The organism is Acidovorax sp. (genome assembly GCF_046339755.1).
Classification (GTDB): Bacteria; Pseudomonadota; Gammaproteobacteria; order Burkholderiales; family Burkholderiaceae_C; genus Acidovorax.
Window position 1 is genome coordinate 1 of the sequence record NZ_JBKDTZ010000191.1, and the last position, 18,810, is coordinate 18,810.

General features: G+C 64.6%; 18 protein-coding genes. 8 read left to right on the plus strand and 10 right to left on the minus strand.

The genetic code is table 11. The features are described from left to right. On the minus strand, positions 1-310 hold a 310-nt coding region (locus ACK59X_RS15555; RefSeq protein ID WP_409958515.1), incomplete at its 3' end, for a hypothetical protein. Between the two features lie 400 nt (positions 311-710). Continuing rightward, complete coding sequence (locus ACK59X_RS15560; protein WP_409958517.1) at positions 711-1,298, minus strand: aminotransferase class V-fold PLP-dependent enzyme; 588 nt, start codon at positions 1,296-1,298, stop codon at positions 711-713. 125 nt (positions 1,299-1,423) lie between these two features. On the opposite strand from ACK59X_RS15560, the gene ACK59X_RS15565 reads away from it, so the two are divergent. From ACK59X_RS15565 to ACK59X_RS15580, 4 genes are all read left to right on the plus strand, one after another. Beyond that, positions 1,424-2,329: a LysR substrate-binding domain-containing protein gene (locus ACK59X_RS15565; RefSeq protein ID WP_409958519.1), complete on the plus strand. Its 906-nt coding sequence runs from the start codon at positions 1,424-1,426 to the stop codon at positions 2,327-2,329. Positions 2,330-2,968: 639 nt separating this feature from the next. Then, positions 2,969-5,020, plus strand: a complete 2,052-nt coding sequence (locus tag ACK59X_RS15570) for a TonB-dependent receptor family protein (RefSeq protein WP_409958521.1) — start codon at positions 2,969-2,971, stop codon at positions 5,018-5,020. A gap of 71 nt (positions 5,021-5,091) precedes the next feature. Further along, positions 5,092-6,534: a PepSY-associated TM helix domain-containing protein gene (locus ACK59X_RS15575; RefSeq protein ID WP_409958523.1), complete on the plus strand. Its 1,443-nt coding sequence runs from the start codon at positions 5,092-5,094 to the stop codon at positions 6,532-6,534. Positions 6,535-6,569: 35 nt separating this feature from the next. Continuing rightward, positions 6,570-7,049 carry a copper chaperone PCu(A)C gene (locus tag ACK59X_RS15580; protein WP_409958525.1) on the plus strand — a complete coding sequence of 160 codons (480 nt, stop codon included), beginning with the start codon at positions 6,570-6,572 and terminating at the stop codon, positions 7,047-7,049. Between the two features lie 201 nt (positions 7,050-7,250). On the opposite strand, the gene ACK59X_RS15585 is transcribed toward ACK59X_RS15580, so the two are convergent. The 5 genes from ACK59X_RS15585 to ACK59X_RS15605 all read right to left on the minus strand — a co-directional run bounded on the left by ACK59X_RS15585 (position 7,251) and on the right by ACK59X_RS15605 (position 12,645). Continuing rightward, on the minus strand, positions 7,251-7,958 hold the full coding sequence (locus tag ACK59X_RS15585) for a DUF4198 domain-containing protein (protein ID WP_409958527.1): 708 nt from the start codon (positions 7,956-7,958) through the stop codon (positions 7,251-7,253). A 16-nt stretch (positions 7,959-7,974) separates the two neighbouring features. Continuing rightward, a complete protein-coding gene (locus ACK59X_RS15590) occupies positions 7,975-9,993 on the minus strand; it encodes a TonB-dependent receptor (protein WP_409958529.1) in 2,019 nt (672 codons plus the stop codon). 86 nt (positions 9,994-10,079) lie between these two features. Continuing rightward, positions 10,080-10,550 (minus strand): nickel-responsive transcriptional regulator NikR, encoded by a 471-nt coding sequence (gene nikR, locus ACK59X_RS15595; RefSeq protein ID WP_409958531.1) that lies wholly within the window; start codon positions 10,548-10,550, stop codon positions 10,080-10,082. A gap of 104 nt (positions 10,551-10,654) precedes the next feature. Then, positions 10,655-11,503: a ZIP family metal transporter gene (locus tag ACK59X_RS15600; RefSeq protein ID WP_409958549.1), complete on the minus strand. Its 849-nt coding sequence runs from the start codon at positions 11,501-11,503 to the stop codon at positions 10,655-10,657. Positions 11,504-11,673: 170 nt separating this feature from the next. Beyond that, positions 11,674-12,645, minus strand: coding sequence for a ferritin-like domain-containing protein (locus ACK59X_RS15605; RefSeq protein WP_409958533.1), 972 nt, complete (start codon positions 12,643-12,645; stop codon positions 11,674-11,676). 290 nt (positions 12,646-12,935) lie between these two features. On the opposite strand from ACK59X_RS15605, the gene ACK59X_RS15610 reads away from it, so the two are divergent. Continuing rightward, a complete protein-coding gene (locus ACK59X_RS15610; RefSeq protein ID WP_409958535.1) occupies positions 12,936-13,286 on the plus strand; it encodes a hypothetical protein in 351 nt (116 codons plus the stop codon). Between the two features lie 182 nt (positions 13,287-13,468). On the opposite strand, the gene ACK59X_RS15615 is transcribed toward ACK59X_RS15610, so the two are convergent. Further along, positions 13,469-14,260, minus strand: a complete 792-nt coding sequence (locus ACK59X_RS15615; protein ID WP_409958537.1) for an SDR family NAD(P)-dependent oxidoreductase — start codon at positions 14,258-14,260, stop codon at positions 13,469-13,471. Positions 14,261-14,386: 126 nt separating this feature from the next. On the opposite strand from ACK59X_RS15615, the gene gcvA reads away from it, so the two are divergent. Both gcvA and ACK59X_RS15625 read left to right on the plus strand, forming a co-directional pair. Continuing rightward, positions 14,387-15,298, plus strand: a complete 912-nt coding sequence (gene gcvA / locus ACK59X_RS15620) for a transcriptional regulator GcvA (protein WP_409958539.1) — start codon at positions 14,387-14,389, stop codon at positions 15,296-15,298. A 47-nt stretch (positions 15,299-15,345) separates the two neighbouring features. Then, the gene (locus ACK59X_RS15625) at positions 15,346-15,810 is read left to right on the plus strand and encodes a hypothetical protein (protein ID WP_409958541.1); all 465 of its coding nucleotides are present in this window, start codon (positions 15,346-15,348) and stop codon (positions 15,808-15,810) included. A 15-nt stretch (positions 15,811-15,825) separates the two neighbouring features. Here ACK59X_RS15625 and ACK59X_RS15630 read toward each other — a convergent pair whose 3' ends face one another. Together ACK59X_RS15630 and ACK59X_RS15635 are read right to left on the minus strand one after the other, a co-directional pair. Beyond that, complete coding sequence (locus tag ACK59X_RS15630) at positions 15,826-16,467, minus strand: hypothetical protein (RefSeq protein ID WP_409958543.1); 642 nt, start codon at positions 16,465-16,467, stop codon at positions 15,826-15,828. A 16-nt stretch (positions 16,468-16,483) separates the two neighbouring features. Beyond that, complete coding sequence (locus ACK59X_RS15635) at positions 16,484-17,038, minus strand: PadR family transcriptional regulator (protein ID WP_409958545.1); 555 nt, start codon at positions 17,036-17,038, stop codon at positions 16,484-16,486. Positions 17,039-17,183: 145 nt separating this feature from the next. Here ACK59X_RS15635 and ACK59X_RS15640 point away from each other — a divergent pair. After that, positions 17,184-18,810: FAD-dependent oxidoreductase (locus tag ACK59X_RS15640; RefSeq protein ID WP_409958547.1), on the plus strand; the 1,627-nt coding region annotated here is incomplete at its 3' end.

An 18,810-nucleotide genomic window follows, 5' to 3' on the forward strand; every position in this document is an offset into this window, starting at 1 on the left:
GATGACGAGCTAGCACCGCCGAAATGGCCGGATGCTCATAGAACTGATGTCTTAAATACTTCTCCATAACAGCATGGGCCTTCCAGGTAGCCCAGAGGTACTTAGCTGTGGTGAAATCTGGATCCTTCTGGTCGTAGACATCACGAGCGACAACTCGCTCCGAGTATAGCTCCTCGAAGATCCTACGCACACAAACAGAAGTCATCTTCCAGGCATCTCTTGTTGCATGTCCGCGATGACGCCATTTTTGATAATCAGTGGTAATAAATTGAGCCAATTCCAGAGCAAGCGCTTGGCTTGGTGAAGACATTCTTGGGCAATGTGCTTAGCCTCTGATTAGGGTCCCAGAACTGTGGAGATTGTCTCCTGTATCTGGAACTCAACATCAGCCATGTTGCGTGAGATCTGGTATGGCAAACCAGTATTACCGTTGTTTGAGTCCCACTTGTCCGGGGTCCTTAGTGCAGGAAGTGCCTCAGCGGTATCTGCATTCGAGTCAGTTTTACCAAAAACGGTAGGAAATCAGTTTTGAATTGATGATGCCACCCTTGCCTCATAGGACGATTGAAAGCCAGTCCTGTGTTGTTTATAAAAGGAAGAGTATGTCATCTCAGCATCGATATGTCCATGTGTGAAGAATTCAAATATGGAGACCCCATCCACGAACAGCCCATATCGGCAGTTAGGTAAGTGTGTTGTGACCCATGTTTTCACATCATGTACTTGGTGCACGCATGGATGCACAGGTCCACCCCGAGGGCCAGGGGCTGGAAGTACAGCGGGCTGCTCCAGGTGTTGTCGATGGCAGTGAGCACGCCGTGCTTCCTGGCTTGCTCGATCAGAGGCGCCACATCCTGCACCTCCATCGTGATGCTGCCCGGGGATTCAAGCAACAGCAATCGCGTGGTCGGGCGGATGAGCTTGCCCAGGCTTTCACCATCGATACTGGGGTTGTAGCGCTCGACCTGGACGCCCAACTGCGCCATCTGCTCCATCGCGAAGGTCTGGGCCGGGCCATACGAGGAGTCCGAGATCAGCAGGTGGTCGCCGGACTTGAGCAGCGTCATCATCACGAGAGCAATGGCTGCCTGGCCCGATGGCACCACTACGCAATGCGAGCCCTTGTCCATCTTGGCAATCCGGCGCTCCAGTTGACGGTGTGAGGGCGTGCCCGTGGTGCCGTAGCTGAATCCATCGGGCAGGCGGCTGCCCCGCGTGATGAAGTCGTCGAGCGAGTCGAACTTGACGGTGGAAGCGCGCAGGACTGCGGGCACGAGACTGGAAAACGCTTGCGTCATTTTTATACCTGGTTGGTCGTGAATCCTCGCGATTCACACGGCTGTCACAGGTAATCAGTCTAGAACTGCGGCCGTCCAGCGCACGCACAGCAATCTTTGATGCTATAAATTGCGGTTATATGCTGATGCGGGAAATAGAGATCTTCAGGACCGTCATGCAGACGGGTTCGGCAAGCAAGGCAGCGCGCCTGCTCAACGTCACCCAGCCCGCTGTGAGCCAGTCGCTGCGCAGGCTGGAGGAGTACGCCGGCATTCCCCTGTTCCAGCGCCTTCGAGGCAAGCTCCATCCCACGCAGGAGGCGGCAGCATTGCTCAACGAGGTGAATCGCTGTTTCGTGGGGCTGGACGCCATCGAACACCGCCTGCGCAGCCTGCGCCAGTTTGGCGTGGGACGCATCCGCATTGCATGCTTGCCAGGTCTGGGCATCGGGTTTCTGCCCCGGGTGCTCAAAAGCATGGACCTGAGCGAGCGCAAGATGACCGTCTCCCTGCAGATCGTGGGCTCGCGCCAGGTCCGCGAGCGCCTGATCGCGTCCGAGTCGGACATCGGCCTGATGGCCGACGAGGTCACTCTGGCCGGGCTTGAGCATTCGGTCTTTGCGCGGTATGAGGGGGTGGTAGCACTGCCAATGGGGCACCCTTTGGCGAGCAAATCGGTGCTTCACCCGCGAGACCTGGCAAGGTATCCGCTCATCGCGCTCAACCCGGAGGATGCAGCCAGCCAGCGGCTCGACGGCATTTTTCAGGACCACGGCGTGCGCCCGGACATCATCGTGGAGACTCCCTACACCATCTCCATCTGCGAAATGGTGCGCCAAGGACTGGGCGTTGGTATCGTCAATGCCGTGACGGCCTATGACTATCTGGGCAGGGACGTGGTGCTCAGGCGATTTTCCGAGCGGCTGGAGTACCACTGCATTCTGGCCATGCCCTCTGGCCAGCCATTGACCAGCTTCGCGCAGCAGTTGCTTTCCGCCATGCGCGTGCGGCTCGAAGCGGACCTGACCGAGTTGCGGACCGCATTGGCTTGACGTGAACGGGTTGGGTCCGGTTGTGTGCCGAGCGAAACAAGTTGGGCTGGATTGCGTCGACGGACTGCCATCGAGTCGGGAATGTTCGCCGCCGACAGGCATCCTCTTACAATTGGCAAACCCATGAAGCTTCTCCACGCTCGCCTGCGCCTCGCGATAGTCATCCTTGCATGGCTTGCGCAAGCGTTGCTGCCAGTGGTTCATGCGGTGGGGATGTCCGCGCCGAAAGCAGCCGGCTCCGTTTGGTGCGGCGAGCGGTCCTCGCAGGCTGCTGCGATTGCGATGCTGCCACCCGAAGTCCGTCAAGCGCTGTCTGACGAGGGTGCGCCCGCTGACCACCTTGAGAACTGCATGCTGCTGTGCGGGCTTGGCGCCATGCCAGGCACTCCCGTCAACGCGTCGACTACCGTCGTTCTTCGAGCAGCGGGACTTGAGCCGCCTGCCGCGCCTCTTGTCCGCCCAATCTCACGGGCCCAAGCTCCAACTCCTCCTGCCCAGGCGCCCCCGGCGCTCGGTTGATTCGCTACCCGTGTCCCACTTCGGGACCCAATCTGCCTGCTCGCCCCGGTTTGAACGGTGGTGTGCGGCAGCACAGCCATTCAATCCAGGAGAATTTCCATGCTTCGAAGCTCGTGCGCCATGGCGGCCGCACTCACCACCATTCCATGGGCGGCGGCCCATGCCCAATCAACGCCAACGGCCGTCTTGCCTTCCGTAGAGGTATCTGCGGAAAGAGAGGGCGACCAGTCGCGCAAGCAGGTCGAGGCCGAGCGCGCAGTCACCCCCGGCGCCGTCTCCGTGGTGGAAGGCGAGGCACTGCGGCTGCGCAATGTAACCAGCCTGACCGACATGCTGCGCTACACGCCAGGTGTCTGGGCGGCCAGCGGATCGACCGGTGACTCCACCTTCCTTTCCGTCCGTGGATCGAACCTGGATGCGACCAACTACGACGGGAATGGCGTGAAACTGCTGATGGACGGCCTCCCTGTGACGTCAGCCGACGGCAGCAATCACAACCGCGATGTAGACCCGCTTTCGATGCGCCGAGCCATCGTCGCCAGGGGCGCCAATGCGCTGACCTATGGCGCGAGTACTTTGGGTGGCGCCATCAATTTCATCTCGCCTACCGCGCGCGATGGCGCCCCCTGGGAGGTGATGGTCAACGGCGGCAGCCATGGCCAGAGACAGGGGCGGTTCACCGTGGGCGCCGTGGCGGGCGCATTCGACGCGCTCGTGACTGCCGAAGCCAAACGGCTGGACGGATTCCGGGACCACCAGCGCCAGGAACGTCAGGCTGTGTACGCGAATGGTGGCCTTCAAATCAACGACGCACTGAGCACGCGTTTTTATGTCTCCAGCATCGACAACGACCAGCAGTTGCCGGGAGCGCTGACACGCGCGCAGTTCAACGCGAATCCGCGCGCAGCGGAGGCAGCGGCCGTGGCTGGCAACTACCGGCTCAATGTGCAAAGCACACGCATCGCGAATCGCACCGTGTGGGATATCGATGCCGACAGCAGCCTCGTCGCCGGCATCTCGTTCGAAGAGCAAAAGCTCTACCACCCCATTGTCTATTCACCACCGTTCTTCTCATTGCTGATCAACACCACGCTCAGGAACCTGGGCTCCACCGTGCGCTATGAGCGCCGCGTGGGAAATCACGATTTCCTGGCCGGTTTGAACTACGGGCGAACGAGCGTCAGGGGTGGCAACTTCAGCTATGTGACCGGTGGCAGCGAGACCATCAACACGGGCGTGGACAACAGCGCAGACAACGCTGAATGGTTTCTGGTGGACCGCTGGAAGTTTGCGCCCTTGTGGACTGCCGTCTATGGTGCGCAAATCGTCTCGGGCAACCGGGAGATCCGCAACACGAACCTGGCCACCAGCACGTTGCGCAATCCACAGTCCGACTACAACAGCGTCAATCCTCGCGTCGGCCTGATTCGGGAGTTGACGCCGACGTCGCAGTTGTTTGCGAACCTGAGCCGTCTGTATGAAGCTCCGACACTGTACGAACTCGACGACGACGTGCGCGGCAACAACGCCACCTTGAACGCAATGCGTGGCGCGGTACTGGAGGTTGGAACGCGAGGCTCGCACAACATCGAGCGGCACCGCATTCACTGGGACACCGCGCTGTACTACGGCAGGCTGAATGGCGAAATCCTCTCGCGCGACGATCCAAAGGCCCCGGGCACAAGCCTTTCCACCAACGTCGGCAAGACGATTCACGCGGGTATCGAAGCACTGGTCGGCGCCAGTGTTGCTGTCGACGGCGCGGGACACCACCGGATCGAGCCGCTGGTGAATCTCACGCTCAACCAGTTCAAGTTCCAGAACGACCCCACGTACGGCAACAACCGGCTGCCTGCCGCTCCGCGCTACGCCATCAAAGGCGAAGTGCTTTACCGCCACGTGAGCGGCTTCTTCGCAGGTCCGACGTTCGATCTCGTCGGCCGGCGCTTCGCAGACTTCTCCAACACATACGCTGTTGACCGCTACACGCTCTGGGGCCTGCGCGCCGGCTATTCGACAAAGCAATGGGAGGTCTACGGTGAGATGCGAAACGCTGGCGACAAGAAGTATGTCTCCTTCTTCAGTGTGCGTGACATCGCCGCAGCGAACTCGGCCATCCTGACGCCTGGCGAGCCACGCTCGCTGTATGTCGGGGCGCGGGTCAAATTCTGAGGTTCTGTCCGCTGAAGCGCTCGCCGAGAACCTTGGCGAGCGCATGGCGCAAACCACCATTGGACGATGACATGCAGCAGAACGCGAGTCCCTCTCTCCCCACCCCGCCCACCTTGCAGCCAGCAACTTCCGAGTCGGCCCTGTACCGCCGTGTCTGGCGCTGGCACTTCTACGCAGGCCTTGTCTGCCTTCCTTTCCTGGCGCTCCTGGCGATAACGGGCGCACTCTACCTGTACAAGGAGCCGATTGAATCGGTTCTGTACGCCAAGCTCAGAGCGGTCGACGACACCTCCGGCGCATCGCTGGATGCCCAGGCCTTGATCGCCAACGCGTTGAAAGCGCAGCCAGGCCAGCACGTGCGATTCAACGGTCCTGCTGTGCCGGGCCTGAGTGCCGAAGTCGGAATCAGAGTGCCCGGTGGCGGCACCGTGGGCATCTACCTGGACCCCGTGAGTGGGCGGGTCCTCGGTCAGCTTCCCGACAGCCAACGCCTGTCGGAAGTCGTCAAGGGCTTGCACTCGCTCATGATCGTGGGCAGGTGGGCGAACTACTGGGTCGAGATTGTGGCGGGGTGGGCGATCGTGCTCGTGGTTTCCGGTGTATTCCTGTGGTGGCCGCGCGGCCGCAAAGGTGGCGTGTACAGCCTTCGAGGCCACTCATCCCAAAGACTCTGGTGGCGAGATCTCCATGCGTTTACCGGCACGGTTGCCGCCGCAGCCATTTTGTTCCTGGCGGTCACGGGCATGCCATGGTCGGCATACTGGGGCCAGCATTTCGGACGCATCACCAGCGAACTCGGAATCGGACTTCCTCGGTATCTCTTTGGCCCAGGTCCCTCCTCGTCTGTGCCGCTGGCCAGCGTGGGCACGAGCGTGCCATGGATGCTCTCCCAAGCACCTACGCCGCTTTCCACTCCGCCTGCCCAGGACCCCTCTCAGCATGCCGGGCATGCCAGCGTACAAGCCCCATTGGATTCCGAGGATCAGCATGCGTCCTCCATAGGTGTCAACCGGGCACTGCAGATCTTTGAAGGATTGGGCTTGCCGCCGGGTACTCCCGTCAGCCTGCCCAGCGGGCCGCAAGGAACCTACGCCGCGATGCGCTTTCCCGATGACGTGCGAGATCAGCGCGTGGTCCATCTGGACCGGTACAGCGGCAAGGTACTTTCCGACGTCGGCTATCGCAACTACGGTCCTGCCGGTCGCGCCATCGAGTGGGGTGTCAACATTCACACAGGCCTGCAGTTCGGATGGATCAACCGCCTGGTCATGCTTGCGGCGTGTGTGTCCATCGTCGTGCTGACGGTGTCGGCGGTAGTGATGTGGTGGAAACGCCGTCCCAAAGGCCGACTGGCTGCCCCTCCGCGCCGTGCGGCGGATCGTGCGGCGGTCGGCTCAATCCTTGTCGCCGCAATTCTTGGCGCGATCTACCCGCTCCTGGGTGCTTCCATGCTTTTCGCACTGCTCGTCGATGCAGCGCTGCCAACGCGCTTGCGCGAGCAGTTTCGGCTCTAGGGCCTGGACAAGACAATTTTTTGAAAGGATCCATCATGAAATCCATCATTCACCTTGCGCTTGCCGCAACCGCATTTTGGGCTGCCGGTGCGCATGCCCAGGTCACTGTCAAGGATGCGTGGGTGCGGGCTACGGTGCCGCAGCAGCAGGCGACAGGCGCGTTCATGTCGCTCCTTGCGGCGAAGGACAGCAAGCTGGTGGCGGCCAGTTCAACGATCACCCCCCTTGTCGAGGTGCATGAAATGGCCATGGACAAGGATGTGATGAAGATGCGCCAGGTGCCCTCCATCGATTTGCCTGCGGGCAAGGCGGTGGAGCTCAAGCCTGGGGGCTACCACGTGATGTTGCTGGACCTCAAGCAACAGGTGAAGGAAGGAGATACCGTACCGTTGACCTTGGTGTTCCAGAGCAAGGATGGAACCCGTGAGTCTGTTCACGTGAAAGCGCAGGTTCGTCCGCTCAAATCCAGCGGCGCGCCAGCAAGTCACGGTGCGCACGGCGCTCACAAGCACTGAGGTCACGCGCTGAATCTGCCGCAGGCGAGTCGCCATTCTCCGGGGGGCCGTCCGCCCCCAAGCGGCAGTGCAGTCTTCGCCACCACATCCAAGGCACTTCATGGTGCTGGCGATCAAGTTGCCGCACTGTTGGGCGGGCGGCTTCTTTTGGAAATGCGCCAAACCGTTGCTGAAAGCGAGGCGTTGGGGAAAGCCTACAGGTCAATGGACCGCAAACGCGAACAGATACTCCCAACTGATGCTCGTGGTGCGTGGATCGTTCGCCACCGGCACGCGGCGGATGGCCAGCAGTTGATTGGTACCGGCCGCTGGCGTGATGGTGGCTATGCCATCCGCACCCGTGTTGACCGCGGCGCCCTTCTCCCCGAGTGACAGCCGGATGCCGCCAATGGGCTTGCCATCGAACAGCACGCGCACGCGCATGGGCTTGCCGGCGTGGGGCGTATCCGCTTCCAGCGCCACGATCTCGAACTGCTGCCCCAGCGGCTGCTTGGCGATCACGCCCCACTGGATGATGGTCTTGTGGTACTTGAGCGCGTGCACGCCGCTGGTGGCGCCGGGGTTCTCGGTCATCGGCTTGTTCACCATGGCGCCGCCTTCGACCTTGCTGAAGAAGCCGTTGTCGAAATGCGCGGCCAGCATCGCGGCCTGGCGCTCGGGTTTCACGCGCACGCCATCTGGCTTGGGCTCGATGGTGACGTCGATCTTGCGGCCGCGCCGGTCGAAGGCCTGCACGCTCTTGAGCTTGTCGGCGGGGTAGGTCTCCAGTTGGCCCTCGTGCCCGCCGAACTGCACCAGGTAGCCCCCGGCCGCATCAGGCTCCAGCCAGACGTTGTGGGCCTGGGCGGAGCCCAGGGTCAGGGTCAGTGCGGCGGCGCCCACCAGGCGGGCCAGTCGTTGTGAGGTCATCAGGGTCTCCAAAGGGTCAGAACTGCAGCTTGGTGCCGATCTTGAAGGTGCGCGGTGCACCCGGGGCGAACACCTGCGTGCCGCCGATCACCGATGCGGAAGTGGCATAGGCCTTGTCGCTGACGTTCGCTACGGCGGCATAGACCTCGTAGCGGCTGGTCGCCTTGTAGGCCACGCTCAGGTCCACGGTGGCATAGCCGCCGTAGCCCACGCTGTTGTCGGCGTTCACCGCATAGGCGCCCACCCGGCGCCAGGTGGCGGTGGTGGACCAGTCCGCCACAGGGCGCCATGTGGCGCTCACCGTGGCCATGTACCTGGGCACGCCGGCCACCTGCTTGCCGATCAGAGCGGCATTGCCGTTCTCCGTCACACGCGAGTGCGCGCTGCCGTAGGTGAGCGACAGGTCCACGTCGCGGTGCGCAGCCCACAGGGCGCTGGCCTCCACGCCGCTGCGGCGCGTGGCGCCGTAGTTCTCGTACACGCCGGGGGCCACGGTGCGGATTTCATCGCTGGACGTGAGGCGGTACGCCGCCACGTCGAGCACCAGCCCCTGCACGGGCTTGAACTGTGCACCCACCTCGGTCTGGCGGAAGACGTTCGGCTCCAGCGTGGCCGCGCCCAGTGCGTACTTGGCGAAGGTGCTGGGCAGGGCAAAGCCCTCGGCCCAGCTGGCGCGCAGCTGCACGCCGGGGGCGATGTCGGATCGCACGCCGAGTTTTGGACTGGCATGCGACATGGTGGCCAGCGGGCCGCAGGGGTCGGTGGCGGTCTCGGCACCGTCGCGCGCGCAGTTGCCGGTGAAGCGGTCCCAGCGCAGGCCGGCCGAAGGCTTGAACAGGGCATGGATCGGCGCCTCGACCTCGCCGAAGGCCGACACGCTGTTGAGCCTGGAGGTGCGGTCGTTGATGGCGGGCGCCAGGCGGGCCCGGTTGTTGAGGCCATCGTAGTACTGGTACTGGGTGGACTCACGGAAGGTCTCCAGCCCGGCCACCCAGTTGAGCGGCGTGCTGCCCATGGCGGTGCGCCCGTTCAGGCTGGTGCCGGCGCCATAGACCTTGCGGTCATACGTCTCTTCGCGCTGGCGCCAGGTGGTCGCATTCACCGGACGGCTGAACCAGCGGGTGAAGTCCTGCTGCGTGGTGTAGGCAAAGGTGAGCAGCTTCACGCTGGGAGAAAGCGCGTAGTTCATGTCGGCGCGCAGCGTGGCGAAGTGCTTGTTGGCACCGTCATTCATGGCGCGCGGGTCTTTGCCATACGGGTCGCGGGCGAACTGCGCGGCCGTGACATAGCCGGGCGATTCACCATCGGCCTCATGCCAGCGGCCGGACAGGGCAATGTCCAGATCGGCGCTGATGCGCTTGGTCCAGCGGCCCGCCAAGGTGGAGCGATGGAAGTCCGACTGCGCGCGGAACCCATCGGTGCGAAAGTGCTGTGCGGCCAGATTGAGGTACTCGCCATCACCGAGCTTCACACCCAGGGCCCCCTGCAGATCCACCGTGCTGCTCGATCCCAGGCTGGCATCCAGCTCCTTGTATTCACCGCGCTTGCGCGTTTCCACGGCCATCAGGCCTGCGCGGTTGAAGTTGCCGTACAGCGCCGACACGGGGCCCTTGTAGAGGGTGAAGCGCTCGATCTCCAGCGGCACGATGACGTTGAGGTCCACGTACCCGTCGGCATGCGACATGGCCTCGTTGAGCGGAATGCCGTCGAGCACCACGCCCACATCGCCGCCATGCCCGCCGCCGCCAAAGCCGCGCATCACGATGGTGTCGGCCACGCCCGAGAGCTGGTAGTTCTGCACGTTCATGCCCGGTACATGGCGCAGCAGCTCGGTCGGCTGGCTCACGTGCTTCTCGGCAATTTCGTCGCTCTCGAAACTGGTGCTGGAATAGGCCGAGGCCGCGCCCTGCAGCGCCTGGCCTTTGATCTCGATGGCAGACAGGGTGGGCGGCGACTCCTGTGCGGAGACGCTGGTGGCGCCCAGCGCGAGTGCGATGGCCAGGGGCGATGGATGCAGGCTAGGGCGTTGGGTCATTGGAGCTGTATGAAGTATTTGAAATTTGTCTTACAAAGGGACGCAAGCCAAGTCCTGGTTGTGCAGATGCGCTGCGCAGCGGGGTATCAGTGCCTGTGCCGGGCAGGCTTGCCGGCCTTGCCGTGGGGAAGGTGCTGGTGTGCGGGCGACTGCCCGGCCTCGGCCATCACCAGATTCAACTGCCCATGGTGCACGCCGCGCTCTGCCATCAGGGTGTCGGCAAAGCGGCGCACGGCGCTGGCCGGGCCCTTGAGCAGCACGGTCTCGATGCAGTGTTCGTGGTCCAGGTGCGCATGGGTGCTGGCAATGGTCAGCTCGTGGTGACCGTGCTGGTGGCCGGCCAGCCGCTCGGAGAGTTCGCGCTCGTGGTGGTTGTAGACATACGAGAGGTTGGCCACGCAGGGCCCGTCCTGGTCCTGCGTCTCGCGCAGACGCGCCAGGTGCACGCGCAGGATGTCGCGCACCGCTTCGCTGCGGTTGCCGTAGCCGCGCTCGGCGATCAGGTGATCGAACTCGTGCGCGAGTTGGTCGTCGAGGGAGATGGTGAAGCGTTCCATGGAAAGAGAAAGGCCGCAGTGCGCCCCCATGGGCACGCTGCGGTCCCGAGTATGAGGAAACGCAATTTGATCTTAAATACGCCAGATGGCGTATCGGTGTCTGTTCACCCCAGCGCCGTGTCCAGCAGCATCATGATCACGAAGCCCAGCATCAGCCCACACGTGGCGTAGGCCTCGTGCCCTTTGCGGTGCGATTCGGGGATGATTTCGTGGCTGATCACGAACAGCATGGCACCGGCCGCCACCGCCAGGCCCCAGGGCAGCAGGCTGGCCGACAGGCCGATGACCAGCACGCCGAACACGGCGGCCAGGGGCTCCACCAGCCCCGACAGCACGCCCAGCCCAGCAGAGAGCACGCGCCCGTAGCCCACGCTGCGCAGGGCCAGTGCCACCACCATGCCCTCGGGCACGTCCTGGATGGAGATGCCGGTGGCCAGCGCCTGCGCGCCCAGCGCATCGGGCCCGGCAAAGGCCACGCCGATGGCCAGGCCCTCGGGCAGGTTGTGCAGGCTGATGGCCAGCACGAACAGCCACACGCGCTTCATCGCCCGGGCCTGGGGTCCTTCGAGCCCCTTGACGAAATGCTCGTGTGGCACGGCCCGGTCGATGGCCAGCAGCAGCGCCGCGCCCACCAGGATGCCCATGCCCACGATGCCGCCCGCGCCCCAGCCGCCGGCACCCTGCGCCTTGGCCGCGTTCAGCGCGGGTATCACCAGCGAGAAGGAACTGGCCGCGAGCATGACGCCCGCGCCAAAGCCCAGCATGGAGTCGTACGCACGCTGCGAGAACTGCTGCGACAGCAGCACCGGCACGGTACCCAGGGCCGTGGCCAGTGCCGCCATGGTGCCGCCCAGCAGGGCACCCTGCATGCGCGGGTCGCTGGCCGCAAGGCTCTGCCAGGCCGCGTGCAGCAGGATGAGCGCGCCTGCCGCCACGATGGCAAAACCCAGCATCTGTCGCCATCGCAGCGGGCCCGCCCGGGAGGTGTCAGTGAACGGTGCGGGGGTGTCGAGCTTGTTCATGGCGGTGTCCTGTCAAAGAGGGCGGGATATTCCTGGGCGTGCGCGCGCAACCCGCGCCCCTGCAAGGCACACGGGCGCGGGTTGCTGTGGCACTGCCTGGGTCAGGCGAAGGCGCTGCTCAGGTTGATATTGCCGTTGACGCCGGACGGGAAGAAGCCGCCGCGGTTCGCTGCCTCTTTGGTCAGGTAGACGATGTTGAGCACGTCGTCCGGCGTGCGGCTGTAGGCGATGCCGTTCTCGTCCAGCGGCACGATGTTGGACATGTCGGCCGAGCCCGTGATGCCCTGGTCCTGCGACTTGCTGTTGTCCAGCGAATCACGCGCCTTGGCGATGGAGTCGGCCGAGCTGCGCAGCGAGGGCGTGGCCAGGCCCTTGGAGTACAGCACCGTGCGCACCAGCCCCGCGTGGTAGGCCTCTGCGGCCAGGATGCCGGCGGCGGCCTCCAGGTAGGTCTTGTTCTCGATCAGCGGCGCGGCGCCCTTGTAGGCAGTGACACCCACGTCCTCGAAGATGAAGGCACCGAGCAAAAAGGCCTCGTCGCTGGCATAGGGGTCGAACGCCTGGCCCGGCCCCACCAGGCCGGCCGCCCGCGCCGCCACCGAGAACGCGCCGTTGGGGTCGGTGCCGCCGATGTCGATGGCCGGCTGCGCCACGGCGGCCGAGCCCAGCGCCGCACGCAGAAAGCGCACATGGTCCTGCTCATCCTTGGCGATCTCGCGGGCGTACTGGGCCACCACCGGGTCCTTGAAGGCCACGGCGCGCCCGCCCGTCACGGCGCCCTGGGTGCCCGCGCCGCCCAGCATGGCGGCAGGCAGGCCGGTGCCGAACACGGCGTACTGGTAGAACTGTGATTCGAGGTATTCGAGGTTCAGCGCGAAGTTGAGGATCTCCACGTCGGTCGGCTTGAAGGCCTGGGCAATGGCATCGCCACCACCGCCGCCACAGGCGGTCAGCACGGCACCGCCGGCCATGCCGAGCGCGAAGCCGCCGCTCTTGCGAAAGAAGTGCCGACGGTCCGCGCGCTTGTCCGCGCGTTGCTGCAAGACGTCGATGATGTTCGAGGAATCAGACATGAAGCTTCTCCTGAAGACTGCGCAAACAGGGACAAAAAGCCCTTTGCAGACCAGCCGGTGCCATTGGGATTCGAGGGCGTGCCCTCCGTGTGAGATCACCCATCCCGGGCGGCCCGTGCGGTGCTTGTATGTGGTCTCCCTTTGAGTACGAAGCCGGATGCGCGCTGGTTTGTAGGAGAAGATGCCGTCCGGGTTTTTGTCCCGCATCCCTACAATGGCCTGCACGCCACCTGGTCTTGAGGCTGGGTGGCGGAGACAGCGCCGCCGCATTGGCGGCACAGCGCCATTCCATGGAATTTCTTGCCTATCTGAAGCGGCTTGCTGCAGACCCGTTGTTTCTCCGGGTCTGCACTGTGCTGTGGTGCCTGCCCATCATCGCCATGGGTGTTGGCGCTGCCATCGCATGGCATCCAGACGGCCCGGGCGAATGGCTGGGCTTTGCGTGCCTGGAACTGTTTTGCTGGTTCACGGCCTATCCCATGTCCATTGCGCTGTTCGGCAGTGACCGCAAGCTCTTTGAAACCAATGGGCTTCTGGCAGATGGAGGTGAGTTGCCCGGGATGGCCCTGGCCGTTTTCGTGATGCTCCTGGCGCTTCCCATTGCCGTTTGCTTGCGGGCGATGTTTGGCGGCAAGCGCTGAGGCTGCCCAACAGCATTCGTTCATTGTCAGCACCATCCGCAGCCGCGCCTGGCCTGGCTACAAGTCCACGACGGCGCCCGCGTCGGTCGTCAGTTGCCATGTGCATGGTCAGCGCACGGTGCGCAGCCGTTTAGGGCCTGTTAACACTGATTTCGCGACCCCGAAAATCGTGTCAACAGGCTCTAGTTCCGTCCCGCCATCACGCCGCCGTCCACGTCCCAGACCGCACCGGTCACCCAGGCGGCCTTGTCCGAGAGCAGGAAGGCGATCACCTCGGCCACGTCCTCGGGCGTGCCCACGCGGCCGATGGGGTGGAAGCCGTTGAAGCCCTGCAGCGCGCTGTGCACCTCGGCCTTGGGGATGAAGCCTTCATAGATGGGGGTCTGCACCACGGCGGGCGATACGGCATTCACGCGGATACCCTTGGGCGCCAGCTCCATCGCCAGGTGCTGGGTCAGCGAGTGCAGACCTGCCTTGGCCATGGAGTAGGCCGACGATGGCGTGGCTGCAATCGCCTGGCGCGCCCACATGGAGCCGATGTTGACGATGGCGCCAGCGCGCCCCCGCGCCACCATGGCGGCGGCCACCTTCTGGGTGATGAAAAAGAAGGCCTTGTTCAGCTGCATGTACTGGTCGTAGTCCGCATCCTGGTGCTCCAGGAAGGGCTTGGGGAAGAACACGCCGGCTGCGTTGACCAGCAGGTCGATGTCGCCGTGCTGCTCGCCGAGCACCTTCAGCAAGCGGGCCAGGCCCTCGGCGCTGGTGAGGTCGGCGGTCAATGCCGTGGCCGGGCCCACGGCCGCGAGTTCGGCGCGTGCCTGCCCGGCCTTGTCTTCGCGGTGGCCGACGATGACCACGCTGGCGCCTTGGGCCAGCACGGTGCGGGCCGTCTGCAGGCCCATGCCGCTGGTGCCGCCGACGACCAGGAGCTTGCGGCCCTGGAAGGCCTTGTGCTGGATGGATGGTTGATTCATGCTGAAATCTTTCTGTGGGGAGTAAAAGAAGATCTGTTCGATGGAGTGTGATTGTTCAGGCCGCGGCATCTGGCGGCAAACGGGATAAAGTGTCGCGACCAGAAAGAAAAACTATCCCAACCGAATATGAAGCTGCCCGTGCATCTGAACGCCCTGCGTGCCTTTGAAGCCAGCGCGCGCCACCAGAGCTTTTCGGCCGCGGCCGAGGAGCTGCACGTCACGCCCGCCGCGGTCGGCCAGCTCGTGCGTGCGTTGGAGGACTGGCTGGGCACGCCGCTGTTCCACCGCAGCAGCAGCGGCCGGGCCCGGTTGACCGCGACCGATGCGGCCGAGCGCGCGCTCACCGACATCCGTGCAGGCTTCGACCGCCTGTCTCTCGGGCTGGAGCGGCTCAAGGAAGGCTCGGCCAGCGGCGTGCTCACGGTGACCGTGAGCCCCTCGTTCGCGGCCAAATGGCTGCTGCCGCGCCTGGAGCGCTTCCATGCCGCCTGGCCCGATACCGACGTGCGCCTGGACACCAGCCTCAAACCTGTGGACTTCGTGGCCCAGCGCATTGACGTGGGCGTGCGCTATGGCGCGGGCCACTGGCCTGGCCTGGTGGCGCAGCCGTTCATGGCCGAAGATGTGTACCCGGTGTGCGCGCCGGCCCTGGCGCGACAGCGCACCCGCCCGCGCAAGCCCGCCGACCTGCTGGAGCACACGCTGGTGCACGACCTGTCGATGGACGGGTCCTCGGGCTTCCCCACCTGGGACGGCTGGCTGCGCCACGCGGGCGTGGCCGGCCGGGCGCCCCGGCGGGGCCTCAAGATCAACAACTCCGCCGCGGTGCTGCAGGCGGCCATCGACAACCAGGGTATCGCCCTGGCGCGCAGCGTGATGGCGCACGACGACGTGGCCGCCGGGCGCTTGGTGCGGCTGTTCCCGGGCATCGCCTTTGCATCGCCCCTGGCCTACTACGTGGTCTACCGGGCCGAATGCGCGAGCCTGCCGCGGCTCGTAGCGTTCCGGGACTGGCTGGACGAAGAGGCGCGGCGATGACTCCACCCCCGATCCAACGCAACCATTCAGGAAACGGAGAGACCCTCATGGATATTTTCAAGAATGCACTGGACCTGCTGGGACAGTCCGAAAACGCCCCGGCCGTGGCGAGTTACCTGCAGTCTCTGGGCATTGGGCAACCCATCGCAAGGCCGCCCCGTGACGAGCGTGGCACCAACGTGGAGGTCATTGCGCAACCGCAGATCGAGCTCTTCTTCACCCGGGCCAGCGAGCTGCCGCAGGCCGAGCGCTTTGCCAAAGGGGAGCTGGTGCTGGCCAGCTTTTTCATCCACCCTGCCGAACCGGGAGGCGCCATGGAGGGCATGCCCCTGGGCATCGACATGGCATGGACCCGCGCGCAGGCGAGGGCCCGCTTGGGCGAACCCGAATGGACCAGCAAGGGCAACCTGAAGAACGACCGCTGGTTGCTGGAGGACAAGCGGGTGCTGCTGTGCTTCACCTCGGACGAGCAGCGTATCCGGCAGGTAGCGGTGTCACAGGTGTTTGCCTGAGCCGGGGGATAGTCCCTAGCGCGCGGCCTGCGCCGCGTGCTGCTCCACCGCCCGCTTGGCTTCAGCGACGCCCACGTTGTGCTTCTCGCGGTACAGCTTGATGGCGTCGGCCTTGCGGTCGGGCAATAGCGCGAGGGACTGCCAAGTCTCTGCTGGTTTCCATTCAGGCTTGCCGCTGGGCTGGCTCACCACGAAGTAGAGGATCTCAACGCCATCGTCCCCGTAGTGCGCACTGACCTGCAGGGGCGCGAAGTCCCAGCGGTCATGGTCGGGCTCGGGGTGGTCCACGGGAACGCGGCCTTCGCCGATGACCCAGGTGCGCTCGGGCGTGTGCTTGTGCAGCAGGCCCGGCCGGCCATCGGCAAAGTCAAAGCCCAGCGGCAGCGGACCCGGATAGCGCTGGTGCTTGTCCACCCCGTCGTTGTAGAAGAAGATGCCCGAGAGCCTGCGGTCCTGCCGGTTGCTGGTGGAGGATGCTTGCGCATGGCGGGTGTCGAACAGCAGGTCGAAGCCGCCTTGCTCGCACACCACATACTGGCTGCCATCGCTGGGCTTGTCGGCCTTGTGGGGGGGCTGTTTTGAGAGAAAGTCGGTGACCGCCTCATCGGTGTAGCGCAGGCCAAAGAGATTCATCCATTCCATGTCGGGGTGGGGCATGGGCAATCGTGTCCTTTCATCTTTTGGTTGGTGGGGTGGTCGTGGCATCGCGGAGGATCTCCAGCGCCTCTTTCGCAATCGCCAGAGACAGCTCTTCCTGCAGGATGCCGGCCTTGAGCACCAGGTGCTGCAGGCGGCGCTCGCGGCTCGGTTCCTTGCCGATGAAGTCGCGCTGCTCGATGCGCTGGTAGACGGCCAGCTTGTCCTGGTGCATGGCCTGCAGGCGGGCGATTTCCTTCTCCAGCCCCGTTGGGCCGACGGCGGCCTCGGCGCGCAGGCGCACCATGAGTTCGTCGCGCAGGGGCGTGGGGTCGTTCTGCTCGGCGATCCAGCGGCGCAGCTCCTTGCGGCCCGCGGGCAGCAGGCGGAACTGGCGCTTGCGGCCACGGCCTGTCTCGGCCGGCAGGGCCTCGATCCAGAGTGCTTCCTCCAGCCGCGCCAGCTCGCGGTAGATCTGCTGGTGCGTGGCGTGCCAGAAGTAGCCGATGGACTTGTCGAAGCGCTCGGCAAGCTCCGAGCCCGAGCAGGGGTGCTCGACCAGGGCGGTGAGAAGGGCATGGGGCAGGGACATCGGACAGCAGGAACGGCGGAAAGTGCGGAATCCGCCATCTTGCCTGAATCGGGAGCGCTCTCCATTGTTTCTGCAACCAGTTGCATAAAGGCGGGATGCTCGCTATATTTGTGCAACTGGTTGCATAAACACAAGGAGACCCACGATGAGCACCGTCCTGAAACCTGCCCCTGCTCCCCTTGCCGGTGCCGGTAGCCCCTATCCGCATCTGCATGCCCCGCTGGACCTGGGCTTCACCACCCTCAAGAACCGCGTGCTCATGGGCTCCATGCACGTGGGGCTGGAGGAGGTGGAGCGCGGCTTCGAGCGCATGGCCGCGTTCTATGCCGAGCGGGCGCGCGGCGAAGTGGGGCTGATCGTGACTGGCGGCATTGCGCCCAACGAGCGCGGCCGGCCCATGCAGGGCGGGGCCATGCTGGTCAACGAGCACGAGGCCGAGCAGCACCGCAAGGTGACCGAGGCCGTGCATGCCGAGGGCGGCAAGATCGCGATGCAGATCCTGCACTTCGGCCGCTATGCCTACCACCGCGACCTGGTGGCCCCGAGCGCGCTGCGTGCGCCCATCAACCCCCATGTGCCGCACGCGCTCACGGCCGACGAGGTGGAGCAGACCATCGAGGACTTCGCGCGCTGCGCCGCGCTGGCCCAGCATGCGGGGTATGACGGCGTGGAGGTCATGGGCTCCGAGGGCTATTTGATCAACGAGTTCATCGCCGCGCGCAGCAACCACCGCGACGATGCATGGGGCGGCAGCTATGCCAACCGCATGCGCTTTCCGGTGGAGATCGTGCGGCGCACGCGCGAGCGCGTGGGGCCGAACTTCATCATCATCTACCGCCTGTCCATGCTCGACTTGGTGGAGGGTGGTTCCACGCTGGCCGAGGTGATACAGCTGGCCCAGGCCATCGAGGCGGCGGGCGCCACCATCCTCAATACCGGCATCGGCTGGCACGAGGCGCGCATCCCAACAATAGCCACCAAGGTGCCGCGCGCGGCCTATGCGTGGGTGACGAAGCAGGTGATGGGGCAGGTGGGCATACCGCTGATCACCTCCAACCGCATCAACACGCCCGAGGTGGCCGAGCGCCTGCTGGCCGAGGGCGTGGCCGACATGGTCTCGATGGCGCGGCCGCTGCTGGCCGATGCCGACTTCGTCCGCAAGGCGCGCCAGGGCCGGGCCGACGAGATCAACACCTGCATCGCCTGCAACCAGGCCTGCCTGGACCACACCTTCGGCGGCAAGATCACGAGCTGCCTGGTCAACCCCCGTGCCTGCCATGAGACGGAACTGGTCATTGCCCCGGTGGTCGCCAAGAAGCGCATTGCCGTGGTCGGCGCCGGCCCGGCCGGGCTGAGCTTTGCCGTCACGGCCGCGCAGCGCGGCCATGCGGTGGTGCTGTTCGATGCGGCGGCCGATATCGGCGGCCAGCTCAACATCGCCAAGCAGGTGCCGGGCAAGGAGGAGTTCTACGAAACCCTGCGCTACTACCGCCGCCAACTGGGGCTGCATGGCGTGGATGTGCGCCTTTCCACCCGCGTGGAGGCGAACGACCTGGCGGGCCAGGGCTATGACGAGGTGGTGGTGGCCACGGGCATACAGCCGCGCACGCCGGGCATCGAGGGCATCGGCCACCCCAAGGTGCTGAGCTACCTGGACGTGCTGCGCGACAAGAAGCCCGTGGGCAGGCGAGTTGCCATCATCGGTGCGGGCGGCATCGGCTTCGACGTGGGCGAGTACCTTACGCACGAGGGCGAGAGCGGCGCGCTGGCAC

Excerpts from the sequence above, each read along its gene's own strand:
- ACK59X_RS15560 (WP_409958517.1), bottom strand. The coding sequence starts at position 1,298 with ATGACGCAAGCGTTTTCCAGTCTCGTGCCCGCAGTCCTGCGCGCTTCC.
- ACK59X_RS15565 (WP_409958519.1), top strand. The coding sequence starts at position 1,424 with ATGCGGGAAATAGAGATCTTCAGGACCGTCATGCAGACGGGTTCGGCA.
- ACK59X_RS15570 (WP_409958521.1), top strand. The coding sequence starts at position 2,969 with ATGGCGGCCGCACTCACCACCATTCCATGGGCGGCGGCCCATGCCCAA.
- ACK59X_RS15575 (WP_409958523.1), top strand. The coding sequence starts at position 5,092 with ATGCAGCAGAACGCGAGTCCCTCTCTCCCCACCCCGCCCACCTTGCAG.
- ACK59X_RS15580 (WP_409958525.1), top strand. The coding sequence starts at position 6,570 with ATGAAATCCATCATTCACCTTGCGCTTGCCGCAACCGCATTTTGGGCT.
- ACK59X_RS15585 (WP_409958527.1), bottom strand. The coding sequence starts at position 7,958 with ATGACCTCACAACGACTGGCCCGCCTGGTGGGCGCCGCCGCACTGACC.
- ACK59X_RS15590 (WP_409958529.1), bottom strand. The coding sequence starts at position 9,993 with ATGACCCAACGCCCTAGCCTGCATCCATCGCCCCTGGCCATCGCACTC.
- nikR (WP_409958531.1), bottom strand. The coding sequence starts at position 10,550 with ATGGAACGCTTCACCATCTCCCTCGACGACCAACTCGCGCACGAGTTC.
- ACK59X_RS15600 (WP_409958549.1), bottom strand. The coding sequence starts at position 11,503 with ATGCTGGGTTTTGCCATCGTGGCGGCAGGCGCGCTCATCCTGCTGCAC.
- ACK59X_RS15605 (WP_409958533.1), bottom strand. The coding sequence starts at position 12,645 with ATGTCTGATTCCTCGAACATCATCGACGTCTTGCAGCAACGCGCGGAC.
- ACK59X_RS15610 (WP_409958535.1), top strand. The coding sequence starts at position 12,936 with ATGGAATTTCTTGCCTATCTGAAGCGGCTTGCTGCAGACCCGTTGTTT.
- ACK59X_RS15615 (WP_409958537.1), bottom strand. The coding sequence starts at position 14,260 with ATGAATCAACCATCCATCCAGCACAAGGCCTTCCAGGGCCGCAAGCTC.
- gcvA (WP_409958539.1), top strand. The coding sequence starts at position 14,387 with ATGAAGCTGCCCGTGCATCTGAACGCCCTGCGTGCCTTTGAAGCCAGC.
- ACK59X_RS15625 (WP_409958541.1), top strand. The coding sequence starts at position 15,346 with ATGGATATTTTCAAGAATGCACTGGACCTGCTGGGACAGTCCGAAAAC.
- ACK59X_RS15630 (WP_409958543.1), bottom strand. The coding sequence starts at position 16,467 with ATGCCCCACCCCGACATGGAATGGATGAATCTCTTTGGCCTGCGCTAC.
- ACK59X_RS15635 (WP_409958545.1), bottom strand. The coding sequence starts at position 17,038 with ATGTCCCTGCCCCATGCCCTTCTCACCGCCCTGGTCGAGCACCCCTGC.